This is a genomic window from Desulfosarcina variabilis str. Montpellier (assembly GCF_048565275.1).
Taxonomy (GTDB): Bacteria; Desulfobacterota; Desulfobacteria; order Desulfobacterales; family Desulfosarcinaceae; genus Desulfosarcina; species Desulfosarcina variabilis.
This window is the reverse complement of record NZ_CP159846.1, coordinates 4071353-4086630: the sequence shown is the minus strand read 5'-3', so window position 1 is coordinate 4086630 and position 15278 is coordinate 4071353. Positions and strand designations below refer to the sequence as shown.

At 49.1% G+C, this 15278-nt stretch carries 17 protein-coding genes and 1 pseudogene; 3 read left to right on the top strand and 15 right to left on the bottom strand.

From position 1 onward, the window contains the following. Positions 1 to 12 precede the first annotated feature (12 nt). Genes sppA through Dvar_RS18395 form a run of 3 tightly spaced genes read right to left on the bottom strand, consistent with a single transcriptional unit; the run spans position 13 to position 3252 of the window. Complete coding sequence (sppA, locus tag Dvar_RS18405; RefSeq protein WP_419663228.1) at positions 13 to 1434, bottom strand: signal peptide peptidase SppA; 1422 nt, start codon at positions 1432 to 1434, stop codon at positions 13 to 15. Next, the gene (locus Dvar_RS18400; RefSeq protein ID WP_419663226.1) at positions 1424 to 3034 is read right to left on the bottom strand and encodes a phage portal protein; all 1611 of its coding nucleotides are present in this window, start codon (positions 3032 to 3034) and stop codon (positions 1424 to 1426) included. The genes sppA and Dvar_RS18400 overlap by 11 nt, the downstream gene beginning before the upstream one ends. Then, positions 3034 to 3252: a hypothetical protein gene (locus Dvar_RS18395; protein WP_419663224.1), complete on the bottom strand. Its 219-nt coding sequence runs from the start codon at positions 3250 to 3252 to the stop codon at positions 3034 to 3036. Before Dvar_RS18395 ends, Dvar_RS18400 begins: the two co-directional genes overlap by 1 nt. Before the next feature lie 694 nt (positions 3253 to 3946). Between Dvar_RS18395 and Dvar_RS18390 the strand changes: the two are divergent. Further along, a pseudogene (locus Dvar_RS18390) lies at positions 3947 to 4264 on the top strand (transposase); the annotation flags it as partial. A gap of 167 nt (positions 4265 to 4431) precedes the next feature. On the opposite strand, the gene Dvar_RS18385 reads toward Dvar_RS18390, so the two are convergent. The 5 genes from Dvar_RS18385 to Dvar_RS18365 all read right to left on the bottom strand — a co-directional run bounded on the left by Dvar_RS18385 (position 4432) and on the right by Dvar_RS18365 (position 10245). Beyond that, entirely contained in the window at positions 4432 to 5550 is a 1119-nt protein-coding gene (locus Dvar_RS18385; RefSeq protein WP_419663222.1) for a hypothetical protein, read from the bottom strand. Positions 5551 to 6430: 880 nt separating this feature from the next. Further along, positions 6431 to 6670 (bottom strand): hypothetical protein, encoded by a 240-nt coding sequence (locus Dvar_RS18380; protein WP_419663221.1) that lies wholly within the window; start codon positions 6668 to 6670, stop codon positions 6431 to 6433. Continuing rightward, on the bottom strand, positions 6667 to 8586 hold the full coding sequence (locus Dvar_RS18375) for a terminase gpA endonuclease subunit (protein WP_419663219.1): 1920 nt from the start codon (positions 8584 to 8586) through the stop codon (positions 6667 to 6669). The genes Dvar_RS18380 and Dvar_RS18375 overlap by 4 nt, the downstream gene beginning before the upstream one ends. A gap of 4 nt (positions 8587 to 8590) precedes the next feature. Then, positions 8591 to 9211 carry a hypothetical protein gene (locus Dvar_RS18370; RefSeq protein ID WP_419663217.1) on the bottom strand — a complete coding sequence of 207 codons (621 nt, stop codon included), beginning with the start codon at positions 9209 to 9211 and terminating at the stop codon, positions 8591 to 8593. A 275-nt stretch (positions 9212 to 9486) separates the two neighbouring features. After that, entirely contained in the window at positions 9487 to 10245 is a 759-nt protein-coding gene (locus tag Dvar_RS18365; protein WP_419663215.1) for a DNA adenine methylase, read from the bottom strand. 333 nt (positions 10246 to 10578) lie between these two features. On the opposite strand from Dvar_RS18365, the gene Dvar_RS18360 reads away from it, so the two are divergent. After that, complete coding sequence (locus tag Dvar_RS18360; RefSeq protein WP_419663213.1) at positions 10579 to 11058, top strand: hypothetical protein; 480 nt, start codon at positions 10579 to 10581, stop codon at positions 11056 to 11058. 91 nt (positions 11059 to 11149) lie between these two features. On the opposite strand, the gene Dvar_RS18355 is transcribed toward Dvar_RS18360, so the two are convergent. The 6 genes from Dvar_RS18355 to Dvar_RS18330 form a co-directional block, all read right to left on the bottom strand. Continuing rightward, on the bottom strand, positions 11150 to 11428 hold the full coding sequence (locus Dvar_RS18355) for a hypothetical protein (protein WP_419663212.1): 279 nt from the start codon (positions 11426 to 11428) through the stop codon (positions 11150 to 11152). A gap of 116 nt (positions 11429 to 11544) precedes the next feature. Then, positions 11545 to 11916, bottom strand: coding sequence for a hypothetical protein (locus tag Dvar_RS18350; RefSeq protein WP_419663210.1), 372 nt, complete (start codon positions 11914 to 11916; stop codon positions 11545 to 11547). Between the two features lie 132 nt (positions 11917 to 12048). After that, positions 12049 to 12801 carry a hypothetical protein gene (locus Dvar_RS18345; RefSeq protein ID WP_419663209.1) on the bottom strand — a complete coding sequence of 251 codons (753 nt, stop codon included), beginning with the start codon at positions 12799 to 12801 and terminating at the stop codon, positions 12049 to 12051. A 28-nt stretch (positions 12802 to 12829) separates the two neighbouring features. Beyond that, positions 12830 to 13030, bottom strand: a complete 201-nt coding sequence (locus Dvar_RS18340; protein WP_419663207.1) for a hypothetical protein — start codon at positions 13028 to 13030, stop codon at positions 12830 to 12832. Positions 13031 to 13109: 79 nt separating this feature from the next. Continuing rightward, positions 13110 to 13385, bottom strand: a complete 276-nt coding sequence (locus Dvar_RS18335; protein ID WP_419663205.1) for a hypothetical protein — start codon at positions 13383 to 13385, stop codon at positions 13110 to 13112. 101 nt (positions 13386 to 13486) lie between these two features. Beyond that, positions 13487 to 13696 carry a hypothetical protein gene (locus tag Dvar_RS18330; RefSeq protein WP_419663204.1) on the bottom strand — a complete coding sequence of 70 codons (210 nt, stop codon included), beginning with the start codon at positions 13694 to 13696 and terminating at the stop codon, positions 13487 to 13489. Positions 13697 to 13769: 73 nt separating this feature from the next. On the opposite strand from Dvar_RS18330, the gene Dvar_RS18325 reads away from it, so the two are divergent. Continuing rightward, entirely contained in the window at positions 13770 to 14276 is a 507-nt protein-coding gene (locus Dvar_RS18325; protein ID WP_419663202.1) for a helix-turn-helix domain-containing protein, read from the top strand. Positions 14277 to 14820: 544 nt separating this feature from the next. Here Dvar_RS18325 and Dvar_RS18320 read toward each other — a convergent pair. Beyond that, complete coding sequence (locus Dvar_RS18320; protein WP_419663200.1) at positions 14821 to 15207, bottom strand: hypothetical protein; 387 nt, start codon at positions 15205 to 15207, stop codon at positions 14821 to 14823. Between the last annotated feature and the right edge of the window lie 71 nt (positions 15208 to 15278).

The following is a 15278-nucleotide window of genomic DNA, read 5'->3' as shown; positions in this document are numbered from 1 at the left end:
GGTTAAGGTGGGTTATTGTGTTTCGCCACCGCGCCGGTTGGCATCCTTGATGTACTGCTGATGCAGTTTCGGATGGCTCTTGACCGCCATCTGCATGGCCTTGAACTTGCTGACCTTCTTCGTGGACATGGTTTCGTCAACGATGGCCATGAAGTCTTTGTCCCCCCCATTCCCCTCCCCTGCCCCGGGGTTCTCGGCGCCGGACTGGGCGATCGCCGCCAGCATGCCTTCCTTCGCCTTGTTGATGGCTTGCTCTTCCCCGCTTTGCTCCGGCTCCGGCCGGATGGCCTTGTACTGCTCAACGGTTACGCCTGTGTTGATAATGGCCTCGAACTTCCCGGCAGTTTCCTCTCCGAAATGGACCTTGGCCAAGCCGACGATGCGGTCTTTCTCGGCGGTGGTTGCTTCGGTCTGGACCTTGCCGGTGTCGACGCTGTCCGCCCCTTGCTGCCGGATTTCAGCGGATAAGTTCGGAAACATGGCCGTCAACTCGCCAGCAGTTTTGGGAGCAACAATTTCTTGATTTCCACTCATGGCGGAAAACTCCTTTCCAGGGGCTGCTGCCCCCACACGTGATTGATAAAAATAAAGCCCGGATTTCGGCGGCATGAGATCAACCGCCGCCTGCAGAGCATCATCAAAAGTTCCTGTTTTTTCGGCCAGGCCTGCATCGACCGCCTGCTGACCGATGAACACCCGGCCGCCCGCCATCTCCTTGAGTACTGTCTCGGTGCTTACGCCTCGGTTGCGGGCTACCGTTTCGGTAAAGATGTCGTAAATGGTGTCCAGTTCGGCCTGGATAACTCCACGATCGCGGTCGGACAGCGGCTCGATGTCATTGCCCACCCCCTTGAACTCTCCAGCGGTGATCAAGGTCCGTTTCCAGCCGTACATTTCATCCTCTTTGCTCGTGTCCCAATGCACATAGAGCACGCCGATGGATCCGACGTCGGCGGTTCTTTCGACGATCACCTTGTTGGCACCGGAACCGATCCAATAGGCCGCTGAAGTCATCATGCCGTTACCGAAGGCCACGATTGGCTTTGTCTCACGGGCAGAATAAATCAGATCCGAAAACGCCTCGGTACCAGACACGGTTCCTCCGGGGCTGTCGATGTCCAGGAGGATTGACGAGACCTTTGGATCGGCCAGGGCATTGTTGACGGCAAGGGTCAGGCGTTTGAGGTTTCCCCCCCCGTAAAGGAATGACCAGAAGCTCCTGCCCTTGGTGATGGTGCCGGTGATGGGGATCACGGCCACGCCGTTGCGAATTTGATAGCCGGCATCCTTATCCTTCTGGCTACCAACGGCCGCCATGTACTCAGCCACCTTTTCGGGACCCACCGTGGCCATGACGCTGTCAAGGGTGTCGATGGCTTCCGGGCGAATCCCCCAGAAAAAATCCATGTGCTGAAGCCGGGCTTTATTGGGCATTGTTGTTTTCCTCGGCGCCGTGGTTTGGTGTTTGGTCTGGTTCCGGTTCATCCAGAAGTCCAGCCGCTTTCCTGGCCGATTTTTCCTCTTTCAGCTGCCTGATGGTCGAAGCAAAATCACCATCACCGTTTTCGGCGATGATTCTCGCATCCGTCTTGACGCCCATTTCTTTCAGGATCTTGTTGGCGTTGGCCGCCTTGATCGGCTCAATGTCTCCCTTGGGAGCCCCGCGCCAATCACACCGGCAAACCTCATGCATCCGGTAATAGAAATTGCGAAACTTCAGTTCGTTGCGAAGGTAGGCTTCTTCCTGGAGCATGGTGAAAATCGGTTGGCAAAAGTCGCGACCGTGCCAGATCCTTTCCATGGAGAACACCCGCCAGGCCTCAAGCATGGCGGACCGGAAGCCGGCGTGATTGACCCCTTCCACATCCTTGAAAAGCACTGGGTAAGGGATGTTGTTGCAGGCCATCGAGATGGATTTCTTGACTGTCTTGGTAAACGGCTCGAAGGTGGTGCCCGGACGATTGGCGGCAAGCAAGTGCGGTTTTTCGCCGGCGTTCCCGTACATGATCCGGCCCGGGTAGGTTTCCTCGTAACGGACCGTACGCTGTGCCCCGTTGTAATCCGTGTGCCTGGAAATATCCGTCGCGAACTTGGCCGCCAGGTTGTAGGGATCGTCGGCAACCTCGATGAAATAGCTCAAAGCTGCCGTGACCACATTGGACACCAGCTCCGCGTTCAGCAGATCGTTGAAGTCACGCAAAAACTTGATTGCCGGGGCAAGGATCGGCATTCCCCTCACCTGCTCGGGATCCTTGCAAACAAATCCATGCAAAACATTGATCCGGTGACCGGTACGGACCGGTTGCCGAAGAAAATTGGATGATACATCCGGGAGGTGGGCTCGACCGCCGGCTGTCGCGCTCTTCTTGATCCAGATGTATTTCGCCTCACCGTATGGCCCCATCTCGATCCCATCACGGATGTTGGGATCCTGGGATCTGTCCACCGGTGTTTTCACTCGCATTGGGTTGATGAGCTGACAGGATAGGTAATATGGACGTATCGGCCTTTCATCCTTGATCATCGGCAGGAGGCAGAAATATTCTCCGTAACGCATCATGGAGACCTTGGAGAGATACTGGATATGCCCGAAATGCATGCGTTGGCCGGCATCGGCGAATGGTGCCCAACGGTTGAAAACGGCTGACATGGCGGATTCGAGGCGGTCTGCCGAGGATTGGGCAATACCCATTGCGTCGGCATTGATCATGGGCATGGGGAAAAGCCCGGATCCTATCACGGTGGTTGCGAATGTATCGATGATCCCCGCAGCATGGGGGTCGTTGTTCGACAAATCCACAGAGCGTTTGACAATATCCGATCGTTCCCGGGCCTCTACCTGGTTGGAGAATACCTCCTGGGGATTCCAGTTTTTGAGGGAACCGGTTTTCTTGGCGGCATCCCTACGCAGGGAATAGGAAACCGTCGGCCGGATGGCATCACCGTTCGGCCCGTACAAGATGGGCTTGCCGGTCATGGATGCCATGGCCTCCACGGCCTTGGTAAAGATCTGCTGCTGTGCTGCGTTGAACATCAATCCCGCCTCGGTCCGCCGATGTTTATGGTCAGGCCTCCGCCGTTCTCGCGTCGGTGCCGGGCCAGGAGTTTTTCCTCACGGGCATAGAGTGTTGATAAATTAGCCATAGTCCACCGCTTGCCGTCGGACATGGTTACATCCTGGCCAGATGTCTCTATCGCGCTGATGGCCGCCTGGACTTCCTCGATCTGTTCGAGGGTGGTTTTGATTGCCATGAAAAAACCCCATGAAATGGACATTGCCTATTGTGCAATATTCATAACATGGGGTTTTGGCCGAAAATGAAATCGTGACGAAAAAGGGGTTAATCGTGACGAATCAGGGCGAATCGGGGCGAATTAGGACTTGACATGTTTTTTTGGTCAAGCTTTTGTATATCTCAATCTATATGTATTCAAGCCGAATTCAAGGTATGGTATTGTAATCTGCACCGTGACCTTAAATGATTTCGGATGAGCGGAATATACATATCTGTAATCGGGCCAAAGTGGTAATTAGTTGGAGGGATCAAAGGAATCTGCGGCCGTTTTTCGCCTGTGATAGCAAATTGAAAGTCAACTAATCATCGAAAACGACAAACCCCCATATGTAGGTGCGACACGAGGGCGCAAGATGCCAGCGGGTGCAAGTCCCGCCCGGGAAATTGTCGGTTCATCCCGGTAGCTACCCAGACAGTGGGCTGGAGAGATCCACCTGCTGAAGCTCTGGGGACAGATGTAAGCCGAAAGGGCTGCAGCAACCTGGCAGGCCTTAACGCGAGTGAACCCTGAGAAGGCCTCGAAAGGACAGTCGGGGATGCCGACCCGCCCTATATTCGGGGAAGGCCGCAGCGGAGCAGGGCTGTAACCGACCCACCTGTTCCGGTCCACCGGGGTAATGGGGACACCATATCAGGAAGGTATCTTGGGTACGATAGACAGCAGCTTTACTCAGTATGCCCCTGATAAGCTGATTGGTGATAAGGCGTACGACAGCGATCCACTTGACGATCGACTCCTTGAGGCTCGAGGTGTCGAAATGATTGCCCCTCATCGCAAAGGACGGAAAAAGCCGAACACCCAAGACGGCAGAAAACTGAGACGCTATCGGCGTAGATGGAAGGTGGAGCGTCTGTTTGCCTGGCTTCAAAACTTCAGGCGGTTGATTGTTCGGTACGAATACCATGTAGAAAATTTCCTGGGCATGGTTCATCTTGGTTGCATTAAAATACTACTACGGTTTTTTTGAGATGGCTTCTAGTTAATCAGATGCTCTTTTCCAGAAAATACCGCACCTTGACGTTGGTGAAAGTGGTCAACTGTACTCGGGGATGAAACCTTTTTTCAATTCCATCCCTGAGCAGTTTGGCGCAAAGCACCAGAATATCGCGAGTGCTCGTGTTTTGCTTTATAGGATTAGTCGATGATCCTTTGCTTTAATGGCGCGGTCGGCTGGCGTACCACGCGATAGGCAGCGAGATAGTCGTTGCCGCTAACAGCCGCTGTGAAATGATTTGCTAGCCCAGTATCTACCTGCTTTCCATCGCGGCGCACAAACAAGTGGCCCAATCCGGTGCGAGCAAAGTCTTCAAGCTCGCTCAAAGTCCCCAAAACAACCGAGGCTGTGCCAATCTCATCATCTCCTGTGCCCAAAAGCCAATTGAAAAAGTCAGTAACAAGACCGCTGGCTTCGATCAGGGCAAGCAAGACTCCCCCAGGGGGAAAAAAATAGGTCGCAGCGGCAATTGATAGTTTGACTGCGGCATCCACCTCATCCCGATAGGCGTCTGGATCCCCTTGATCGTGCTCCATGAACACTGTGGTGAGCGACATGCCCGCCTGAAAATCGGACACATCGGCAGCCCAACAAGCGGCTACCGGACCAATCCGGGTTTCATCGCTATCTACATCGCCGTATACGCCCGACCCGTTAGCGGTCAGCGGATGACGCTCGGTACGCACAATATTGGTGCCATCCGTTGTAATATGTACTGCACTGGTTAGGATGTAGATCTCATCCGAACCTACAGAATCTAAACCAGTTTCATCTCGACAATGCATTCCCTGATAAGTGATGGTAAATCGCTCAGGTGCCAAAATTTGTTCTTCAAGCGGTTGCAGGGCATGTGGCTGCGGTATAATGGCATGGGCAGAACCTAGAATGCCATTGTGGGTTTGGGCACCTGTCTCGAACATAAACTGTGCTCCAAGCTCGTTTACCAAACCGGGCCGCAACACTGACCGAGCCGCAAGCGCATTGGGCGTCCGGCTGCCTTTTGTTATTCCGGCCGGAATCTGTGTATCCGAGGCACCCAGCGGCCCGAGGATCCGCATGCGCACTGCTGGTTTAATCGTATCAAAATTTGCGACAAGCCGGGTTGCAACCTCTCTTGAGATATCCAGATCGATAAATGATTGAGTCATATCCCTCTCAAAATCATTAGAAAGGTTTGCGTGGGTTGAAAAAATGCGTAATGCCTTGATTGTTAGCGCAACAATGTCAGGCTCAAGGGTCGTACGAAGTGAACGTGCCATAATATATATCTCCTCTGAAACAACATAAAATTCAAAAGTAGAGAAAACAGAGAGCACGCTTATCGTGCTCAAAGAAATATTAGTGTCGTCTAGTAATAGGTTAAGTATGAGTCAATGCAAGTAATTGTCATCTATCAAAAAGTCTATTTAGTATAGTTATCGTCCCTAGTTTATTTTAAGAATTATATGATAATTGAGATGAATGCATTCATCTCATACCTGAATCGGTAAAAATGGTCGTTAACTTAGAGAGGATGACGTATCAGCGAATCAAATACTGATGGTCTTTGGTTGGAAGGGCCATCAATGGCGAACATTCAAAAATAAATGAAAATTAACAATCATGTAAAAAGTATATATGAAAAAAACAAAGTCAAGACACAGTGGCTACAAGCATCACAAACAAATTTACTATTGGTAGACTTATCTTTTCGAAAATAGGAACCAAGCTGTTGACCCTCGATAGCTTGTATTGAGCCGTCTGGTGGAAAGACTGAATATAGAAATTGCAAATAAATGCCTGATTTCTATGTAACCTTTACTTCTGAACCCAACATCTTTGTTTGGAATAATTGAGATGTCGCCAAGTAGGTGGATCGTGGGCCAATTCCAAACACCACTACATATGGGTGCGGCCGAACTTCCAGTTCGGTGCAGATTAGATCGGGAAAATGAATCTATCACAGAAATGTGGCGATCTGGGATGTATTGAGATTACCTTGCGTCGGCCAGCTCTGTCAAATGTTGTGATAGACAAGATTATGTAAACTCGTTGGTAAATGGGCGCGGATAAAGATACGTACAGGGTATCTGGAAGCCGCACTCGCCCAACATTCGTGGGATAATTCCAATTTATCAACAACGATGGAGGCGGGGCACATTATCCATCCCGGTCAATTTCCGCATCAACTACCGATCGTGTCAAATATTTGTTCCGCTGGCTTATTATCCATTTATCCAGATCAACACTTAGTGCCCTCCAGGGACCGCACCCATTGCGCTTCCATGCCGGCAGACCTTCTTCAAGGACAAGCTGGGTGATGCTGTTCTTGCTTTCGCCGATATATTTTCCAATTTCCTCGGCGTTTTTGAAACATACGACGCTCTTGTTTTCAGTCATCTATTCAACCAATCCGGTCGGTTATACCTGATTTTGGAATCCGCCTCCGATGACTCCCGCCGTTTTTCCTTTCTTGGCCGATTATCTTTCGACGATTCTAACGATATGGCGAGCATGGACAAACTCGGAAACCATTCTGAATCAGCGCATGCCGCGGCCATGACCTCACAGTCAAGCAAGTGGTTGTCCCTCCGGATCGGCACCCACTCAACTTTTCCGTTTCGGTCACGTCGCTTTTCTTCGGCAAGAAACTGCTGGGCGTAATCCTCTCCGGTATCTTTGTGCAGATAAAAACATTGGCTGTCCTGCTGGCCTTCCCCTCTTTTGCGGGATAGGCGCCAATGAAGCAAATCTTTGAATTGGTCGACATCGAGAATTCGCAATTCAAGGCCTCCCGGTATCGGCCGGTTACTGCTCGGCATCTTGTCCATTACCGAAACAGTGATTCGCTTCAGTTGCGTCGCCTTGCCTCCCCTACCCTTGATTCCAAATACCACACCCGGCCGGTGCGATCTGATCCATTGATATGCTTCTTCAGTACGGGACCAATCCCCGTCTGATGATTTTCCACCGCCGGTATCGATGGCCGCCCGCCAAATCCCCATGGTCTCGCCGGCGCTTTCAGATATTTCATAGCGGGATTCAAAAACGAGGTACTCTACCTCTTCCCATGATGACAGCTGGCCGTATTGAACCAAGTGACTGGTTAGATCCGGCTCCCAGGCCCGGACAACAAACCAAAAACCGTATTTTTGCATATCGATGCCCGCGGTCAGGGCAATACACCCGAGCGGAACGATTCCCGGCTCCATGTCGGTTTTGTGGGAAAGGATCTGAACATCGTCTTTTTTATCCAGAACCTCTTTCCAGGCCCGCGCCTGATGCTGGGTGACATAGGCCATGTATTTTTGAGGGTCATTCTTCGACTTGAAAAATTCTCCCAGCACGGTGGAGAGGGATACAAATGGGCTGTACCAACTTGGAAGCTCGCCGAACATCAGGCACCGGGGACGATCCACTCCCTTGGTGGCCACCCACTGCCCGTGCCTCACCGCCTCGTTGCGTCGGCCGTCGTTCCAAGCATCACCACAATCGATGCAGGTGTATCGGGCTAGGTTCTTACGCTTGATTATACGGTAATCGCGCTCACCGAATGCATGGATATTTTCGTCCTTCATCTCCTGCAGGGTTCCGCATTTGGGGCACCTGGCATGCAGCTTCTTGATCTCGTCGGGCTCGTTTTTACAAATCTTGTCAAAAGCATCACCATCGAGATTTGGCGTTGAAAAGTCCATCACCTTCGAGGTGTGAGTGTAGGTGTTCATGCGGACGTCGGAAAGGGAGAACGGGTCCGCCTCCCTCCCTGAAAAATCCGGATATTTTCCGGGCTCGTCCCGGAATAAATACCGGATGGATTCCGAGGCCATGGCGGATGCGGATCCGGCCCAGGCCATCATCATGTCCATGCCGTTGGTAAATTTCACCGACAAGGTTGAAACATCGTCAGCGCGCTTGCTGAGCAGAGCATTTGTCCTGGGCGTCGCCTTGATCGTCGGAATCAGCTGCCGGTTGCTGATTCGCTTGGCCACGTGCTCGTCGGGCATGATGTACATTACCGGGCCCGGATCCTGATCAATGGAATAAAGCAAACAGTTGATGGCCACTGATGTCTTTCCGGTCTGGGGAGCAAAGCAAAGGATGATGTGGCGCACCCAAGGCAGGTTCCAGGCATCCATGGGCTCAACGAGATATGGGGTCAATTCATTCGACCACAGCCCCTGGGCCGGCCCTTTTGTCACAAACCGGTATTTGGCCGCCCACTGGGAAACAGTCAAACCCTCTTTGGGCTTCCATACCCGTCGCTCTGGTTCCGACCAGATAAAAAATGATATTGGCTCAACCAATCCGTTCAGCATTATCTCACCGTTGTTTAACTTCGAATTCGATTGGCTCGGAATATCGCCCCAACCATGATTCAAGGTTGGTCAAAAGGTACTCAATGACATCGGGGGCAAATTCCTGTTTGCCATCGCACTTGGCGATGATCTCCGGGGCCCGGGAACGAAAAAAGTTTTCCATGTCCGACTTCAAAACCATGGCCCGGGCGGCAAGCTGCATCTCTGCCCATTCTCGATCGATATAGAGGTCCTCGAGGATTTTTGTTTTGACCTCCCAGTGCCTGGCCTGGGCAAGGGCCTTTCGCCGGTCGGCCTCTTTCCGATCGACTCCATCCGTGATAGTGTTTACCCGTTGTTCGGATGAATTGGGGTCACTATCTCCTGGTGCTGTTGTTGTCAGATTCGCCTTGATCAACTGGCTGCCGCTGAGAGATGCATCCAGATCGGCATCAGCGATCTCAGGATTGATCAGAACCTTTTTGCCCTGCCTCGTATATGCCGATTCTGAAATGTACCCCTTCTCGATGTACTTGCCGACGCGCTGACGGCTGACACCGATCCGCCGGCCATATTCTGTCATGTTGAGCAACCCCTTTGCGTCGGTTGCGCAACCGGTTGCGCTCTTTTTTTTACTTTTTTTCATGACAGAAAATTTTCAAAACAGCGTTTCAGAGCCTAAAATCAAAGGTTTAAGATGTATCGTAAAAGTGTATCAATGAAAATACTCAGTAAAATCAGGCCTCCGCAGCCCGATTTTTTGTCTCACAAATTTGAGACAGTCGCGTCTCGATGCACCGCTGTAGCGGATCTACGAGGAAGGACCCGCAAGACATCACACCCTGGCACACAATATGCGGGGTTAAGAACTTCTCAAAACTACTCTCACTAACATTCATCATCATCCTTCCGAGACCATACTCAATAGTTAGTAATCAACAACTCCTTACCGGTTGTATGCTTTCCTCTGGACACCGTGTAATTCAGCGTCAACGGCTTTATATCGAAGTCCTTGAACACCACCCGGATATCCGGATGGTCATTGATGCTCAAAATGAACCGGCTTTTAATCCCGGCCAAAACTGATGCCATCTTTTTGAAATCCTGCAATTCCAAGTTGTGAGCATAGAAAGGGCATTTGTAATATGGCGGATCGCAATAGAATAATGTTTCCGGTTTGTCGTAGCGTGAAATAAATTTCTCCCATGTCAAATGCTCGATACTGACCCGGACCAGGCGCAGGTGTACAGCGGAAAGCTCCTCTTCCAATCGTAACAGGTTGATCCGTGGGCTATGCATAGGACCGGCGCCAAAAGACCGTCCCCTGACCCGACCGCCAAAACAAAGGCGCTGCAGGTAATAATAGCGCGCTGCCCGTTGGATATCAGTTAGCCCGCCTGCGTCTTGCTGTTTCTTCCAATCCTCGAACCATTCTCGTGATGACAAAAGCCATTTGAATTGTCTCAAAAATTCCTCAAGATGATTCTGCAAGACCCGATAAAAAACAACGAGGTCGCTGTCCAAATCGTTGAGGACTTCGTACTTGGACATTGGTTTTTTGAAAAACACCCAGGCCGCCCCTGCGAATACCTCACAGTAGGCTTTATGCTCGGGCATTATATCGATGATAGTGTTGGCGAGTTTCGATTTACCGCCAATATAGGCTAATGGGCTGTTCACGACACCTCCTTGGGATTGAGATCCAACTTTGTGCATTGGCCCATACTTTGGGCCGTCTGATTTCAGATGTCTGGTTGTGCTCGAGCAGCCATTCGCCCTGAGGATGGTGGAGCATCCATCGGGGCGGCCCTAAACACTTCTATCTTTCAGTACTTGTAGCTTATCAAACTATTGAAAATCTATAATATTAATGAATACTATTCATCCCTAAAATTGCTCGGAAATATTTCCGTAAAAACGTTGCTCATGGTATTATTTGTGAGTAACAATGTTGTCAGGTTGCAGGAGGTCGACGCCAATATTACGGATTCTTTTCATTAGGGAGGGTTCTGAATGACTAAACTCAAAATAGGGTCGGAGGATTCCTTGTTCTGGCTGGGTGCTCTTGCTACCGCGTTCCTTGTTTTCTTTCTCATCTGTATGTGGGTGGTTCGTGATCGGATATTTACCATTGTTAATCAGATCGCTCTGTTAGACCTGACCATGTTTATTGGTATGATATTCGGCTTGCTGTTTAATATAGCCTCCCTATTCTGGCTGATCAGGAAGCGATCCAAAAGTACTTACAGCAGGGCGACCGATTTTGTCCTTTTCGGAATAGGTATTCTCTGTATCGTTATGATCATGGTGGGAAAAGTGAGGGTAGATAACATCGCATATGAGACACCAGCGGCATGGAGTATCCAAAGAGAGTATCTTATACTGTACAGCATGCTTTTCTTTCAACTTACCTATAACATGTTGATAGGCATGCGATTGTTAAACTACGGGCAGCCGGAATCAACTAAAAAGACTCAGACTCCCAGATTCTGATTAGCATTACAAATTTTCAAAGAGCAATAAAACTGAAAACCCCGGCAATTTAATTATCGCAAGTTTCTAAAGCCCCTATGGCTACCGATGCTCATTCCACACCTTTCCATGGCTCCGTAATGATCCCCAGCCTATGGAATGCGAAAGACCGGACATCACCGATAAAAGCCTCTTTTTGTATCGGTGAAAGCGTCGTTGCATACCCAAAAACGTGGAATTCATTAGGGATAAAGGTCTGGGCTGGATCGGTGTAGAAAATCCCAAACCGGGACTTGAAATATCCGTGTAAGCTATTTTTGTCCTCACCTGTTTCTTTGCCGATCGGTCCCAGGACATAGGCGAAATAGTATTCCCGGATCGAATGCGGCATGGCCCTTCTATGAGCATCGATGTCAGCAGCACACGGTCCTCTGTCTTGCAGCTGTGACCATATGCGGTCGATCTGGCGATCGAATTCGGCGCGATTAGTATTGCTGAAATAGAATCTCATCTGATATTTTCGAGGCTGATGGTTTCGATTCTGGGCTGCCAAATCATAGCTTTGCCGCCACGAACTTTTTTAACCTTTCGCCAAGCCCATATCTCCAAGCTGGTGCCGGGTGTTTCCAACCAATCTTTGGTTGCCTGGGCGTTTTCTTCACAAATTTTCTTTTTATGGGCGGAGAATCCGGATCCGGCGCAACACTGTATCCCGACAACACCAGTTTCGGGATCCAAGGCGATCACATCGATGATGCCAAATAGATCTTGCCGGACTCCGGCCGGCCCGACATGCGCGTTGAAACGTTCAACAATACCGCAACGGCGCCCCATGTTCTTCAGTTCTCGGATTGTTCTTTGAGTTGGGCTGGTCGCCATCCCCTCCTCCTCGTTCGTATTTGGTTACCGGCCCCAAAACGTGCCACCGTAGCCAGGGCCGGTGTTTGCGCTCCCCGTTTCTAAAAACAGGCTTGTTAGGTCATTGAAGCCTCCTTTCGGTTAGATTAATGGTCAGGCTCTCCGCCCACAAAATGGGCATTCAGCCCCTGTGACTACATTATCAGCCTGCATGCCGCAGTTCTGGCATTTAGGCACTGTATGGCTTTTCACAGATCCATCGACGACACGTCCTTTGACCTTGCCGAATTTCTGCTCATTCAAACACCACGTCCGCCATGCTGCCGCCCAGTCCTTCATGACGCTTCCCCTGGCTTTGTGGTGATTGACGAATTGTTCAAAAATTGATTCAATCTGGTGCGTGGGGATGCCCTTGGAAAGGGCATATTGTTTCATGGACTCGGAAAGGATGAAGTCGGATGGAATCTGTTTTGCGCGCTTTAAGCCCCCCTCTCTAGTATTCTTAACATTCTTATCATTATTGTCTGTGTTCACCCGCGTTTCACGTGCGTTTCGCTCGCGTTTTACTTCCGTTTCGCCTGCGTTTCGCCTCGGGTCATAAATACTATAATTCTTTACTAAAATCCGTGTCGTTACTGTTTCGCTTTTGAAGTCAATTTGCTCCATTTTTTTTAGCAGTTTTAAGTAGCGAAACACTTTTGCTCTTGACCACCGCCAACGGTCCGACCAAGTCTTGATCGTCTTGAGGCATTCGCCATAATGGCATGTCAGCACCTTCATCCCGAATACAACCCGCTGAGGCTCAAGATCATGCTGTGCCTGCATAAGGATATCCAGCCAAGCTTCGAGCTTAGAGAACTCACGCGGCTCCGTGTAAAACGGATGATCTTCAATCTTACGCCACAATGCGAAATATCCTCGATGCATTCGTTTTTCAGCTCTTTAGCCGGTCACGTTGCCGTATTTCTGATGATATTTCCCTGGTAATGTTTTCGATTCTGGTTCTCAGCTCAACGGCCCTGCCCTCTACCCAGCCGAGCACCATGACCAGGCCATCCCTCTTCTTTTCGAGGTCATCGATGTCGTTCCCCTCTCTCCTCCCGGCCATATTTTGCATAGTTCCTAATGGGTCCATTTTATAACCATCTGTTTCTATATTGGTTAACTTAGGTTAACATGGGTTCACTAAGGTTAACTTGTCTGGATAAAATTTTTTATGCCATGCTGTTCAACATGGTGATTATAGCGTCATGGTGACGCTTCAATTTTTCTTTGTAAGGAAATAATTCAATGTAACAATCAAGGGCTTGTGCAATGAATGTAGAAACACCAACACCATTTTCACGACAAATTGATTCAAGAGCTTGTTTCTGGGTTGGAGTGAGCTTTACCTGGGAACCGGCTGTGCGGGATTCTGTTTTGGATGCCTCTTGGTAATTAATTATCTGTTTTTGAACACTTTCTGCAAAAACAAGCTTTCTTTGTTCCATAGGTGTTATCCATTGACTTTGTGTATTAACGCACATAGAAATATATATAGGCGCAACAGCCTGTTCAGACACAAACGACTGCCGCAGGCCGGGGTGATCTTTTACGCCCTCTGCGCATCCTCGAAGCGTTCAACGATCTTGCTCAGAACATTGAGAGATGCTTTGCCTTTGCGGTAACCGGATAAGGCCATGCACAACGAATTTCTGTTAATGTTGAGTTCCTTGGCCAGGCGCTTTTTGGCCCCACGCTCAAAGTAGCCGTTTTGGGCCATCAACGTTTTGCATTTGAGTCTTAACGTGCTGTTGTCCATGGTTTTTGAATCTTACTCCCTGATTTTGATTCTTGATTGGTGATAGAATACACAATTTTTACAGTATTTGTCAATGAGTGAAAACAATAATAACATAAAACATGAGATCACACAGCGCATTGTTGCGATTGCTGGTGAGAACCCTGCCGAGTTTGCAAGAAGAGCTGGAATTACAGATCAATCTTTCAGGATGTATTTGAAGGGTTCCATGCCTTCAGCACCAGCGCTTTTAAAAATTGCTTTAGCTGGCGGTGTTTCTGCTGATTGGCTTTTAAGCGGAAAATCTCCCACTCAGGATTTATCGATAGAAAATGTCGTTGATGTTGAGCACGTTGAGATTATCAAAACGTTTAAAAATAAAACATTGGCAAAAGAGTTAAACAAAATTCTTAAAAAGATTGAAGATATAGACGGAGATCATCTGCGCGAGATAAAGGGCATGCTGAGATCGGAACTCGCTCAATTACAGCTAAAAAGTGAATTTGACCGCCGTAAAGGCGAACGCCGCAAGACAGACGGTGCTTTTGACGGCGATGAAAAAAGATCTGGAAATGACCGCAGAAACTCCACGGGGCACTAAGGCTTGTTTGGGATGAGGGCCCGGTCGGACAAGCCGACAAGAAATGATCTACTTTCACCGGACCGAAAAGAATTGCATTGGCTGTTATTTTTTATCTTACTGAACTTAGTTCATTCTTTTATTTTTATTTAACGCACCGACAAGACAGCAAAGAAAAGCCATCGGCATTTCGTGAATAGCGCTCTAAAGGGGATTTGACACGCCCACGACTCTTATTCGTGGGCTTTCTGCAAAAGATTCATCGTAAAAACCCTCTTCTCCCCCCTATCCCATCCCTTGAAGATATAACATTCCAATCCTCAATTTTGGCAAGGTATTGCACTTCACTCCTGCAATCATTACCCGCTATTTAGAAATTCTAAATACAATTTTTACAGTTTTTTTCTTGACTAATTCTGTTATTATTGTGTACTGTATCACCACAGCCTAACAGCTTCCCCTCGCGGCAAATCCCCTGGGGAGGCACCCGGCGCAAATAGCCTTGATTGGCACATAAGCCGCCGGAATGCGGGTTTAGTTCGGAAAGCAATAAAAATTGATTCAATCATCGATTGGAATCTTCATCCATGTTGTCTTTTACTATTCTTACAGTAGTTTGTACTTCTTTCAAAGCGTCGGCTATTTCCTTTGGATTTGTCCCAGAGTTCTCAAGTGCCTTTGATAACAACGCCATGTGCGTGATGTACAACTCTATAGGGTATATGGCATACGGCATACGGGTTTCTCTTGACCTTTCAATGGCGATATTGGCCGACTGTTTCCAGTGTTCGAATGCTGTTCCAATTAGCAGTGTCTTTGTATGTCTCCTTTCTTCTGATCGCTTGCTTATTATCGTTGTAACGATAGATGATGCGAGCGTTATGCCACTACCAAGCAGGACACATATAATAGGAACCCATAATGGTATTTGGTTCGGGATGTTCCCACTCACTATCAACCTCCTGTTCTTAATTGATATAAAATGAATTTTTCGATACCGGATGAGATATTGGTCGAATGTTT

Coding starts and splice junctions, on each gene's coding strand:
- Dvar_RS18370 (WP_419663217.1), bottom strand. CDS start 9,211: ATGAAAAAAAGTAAAAAAAAGAGCGCAACCGGTTGCGCAACCGACGCA.
- Dvar_RS18380 (WP_419663221.1), bottom strand. CDS start 6,670: ATGACTGAAAACAAGAGCGTCGTATGTTTCAAAAACGCCGAGGAAATT.
- Dvar_RS18355 (WP_419663212.1), bottom strand. CDS start 11,428: ATGCCGCATTCGATCCGGGAATACTATTTCGCCTATGTCCTGGGACCG.
- Dvar_RS18395 (WP_419663224.1), bottom strand. CDS start 3,252: ATGGCAATCAAAACCACCCTCGAACAGATCGAGGAAGTCCAGGCGGCC.
- Dvar_RS18385 (WP_419663222.1), bottom strand. CDS start 5,550: ATGGCACGTTCACTTCGTACGACCCTTGAGCCTGACATTGTTGCGCTA.
- Dvar_RS18330 (WP_419663204.1), bottom strand. CDS start 13,696: ATGGACAACAGCACGTTAAGACTCAAATGCAAAACGTTGATGGCCCAA.
- Dvar_RS18325 (WP_419663202.1), top strand. CDS start 13,770: ATGAGTGAAAACAATAATAACATAAAACATGAGATCACACAGCGCATT.
- Dvar_RS18350 (WP_419663210.1), bottom strand. CDS start 11,916: ATGGCGACCAGCCCAACTCAAAGAACAATCCGAGAACTGAAGAACATG.
- Dvar_RS18400 (WP_419663226.1), bottom strand. CDS start 3,034: ATGTTCAACGCAGCACAGCAGCAGATCTTTACCAAGGCCGTGGAGGCC.
- Dvar_RS18375 (WP_419663219.1), bottom strand. CDS start 8,586: ATGCTGAACGGATTGGTTGAGCCAATATCATTTTTTATCTGGTCGGAA.
- Dvar_RS18340 (WP_419663207.1), bottom strand. CDS start 13,030: ATGGACCCATTAGGAACTATGCAAAATATGGCCGGGAGGAGAGAGGGG.
- sppA (WP_419663228.1), bottom strand. CDS start 1,434: ATGCCCAATAAAGCCCGGCTTCAGCACATGGATTTTTTCTGGGGGATT.
- Dvar_RS18360 (WP_419663213.1), top strand. CDS start 10,579: ATGACTAAACTCAAAATAGGGTCGGAGGATTCCTTGTTCTGGCTGGGT.
- Dvar_RS18335 (WP_419663205.1), bottom strand. CDS start 13,385: ATGGAACAAAGAAAGCTTGTTTTTGCAGAAAGTGTTCAAAAACAGATA.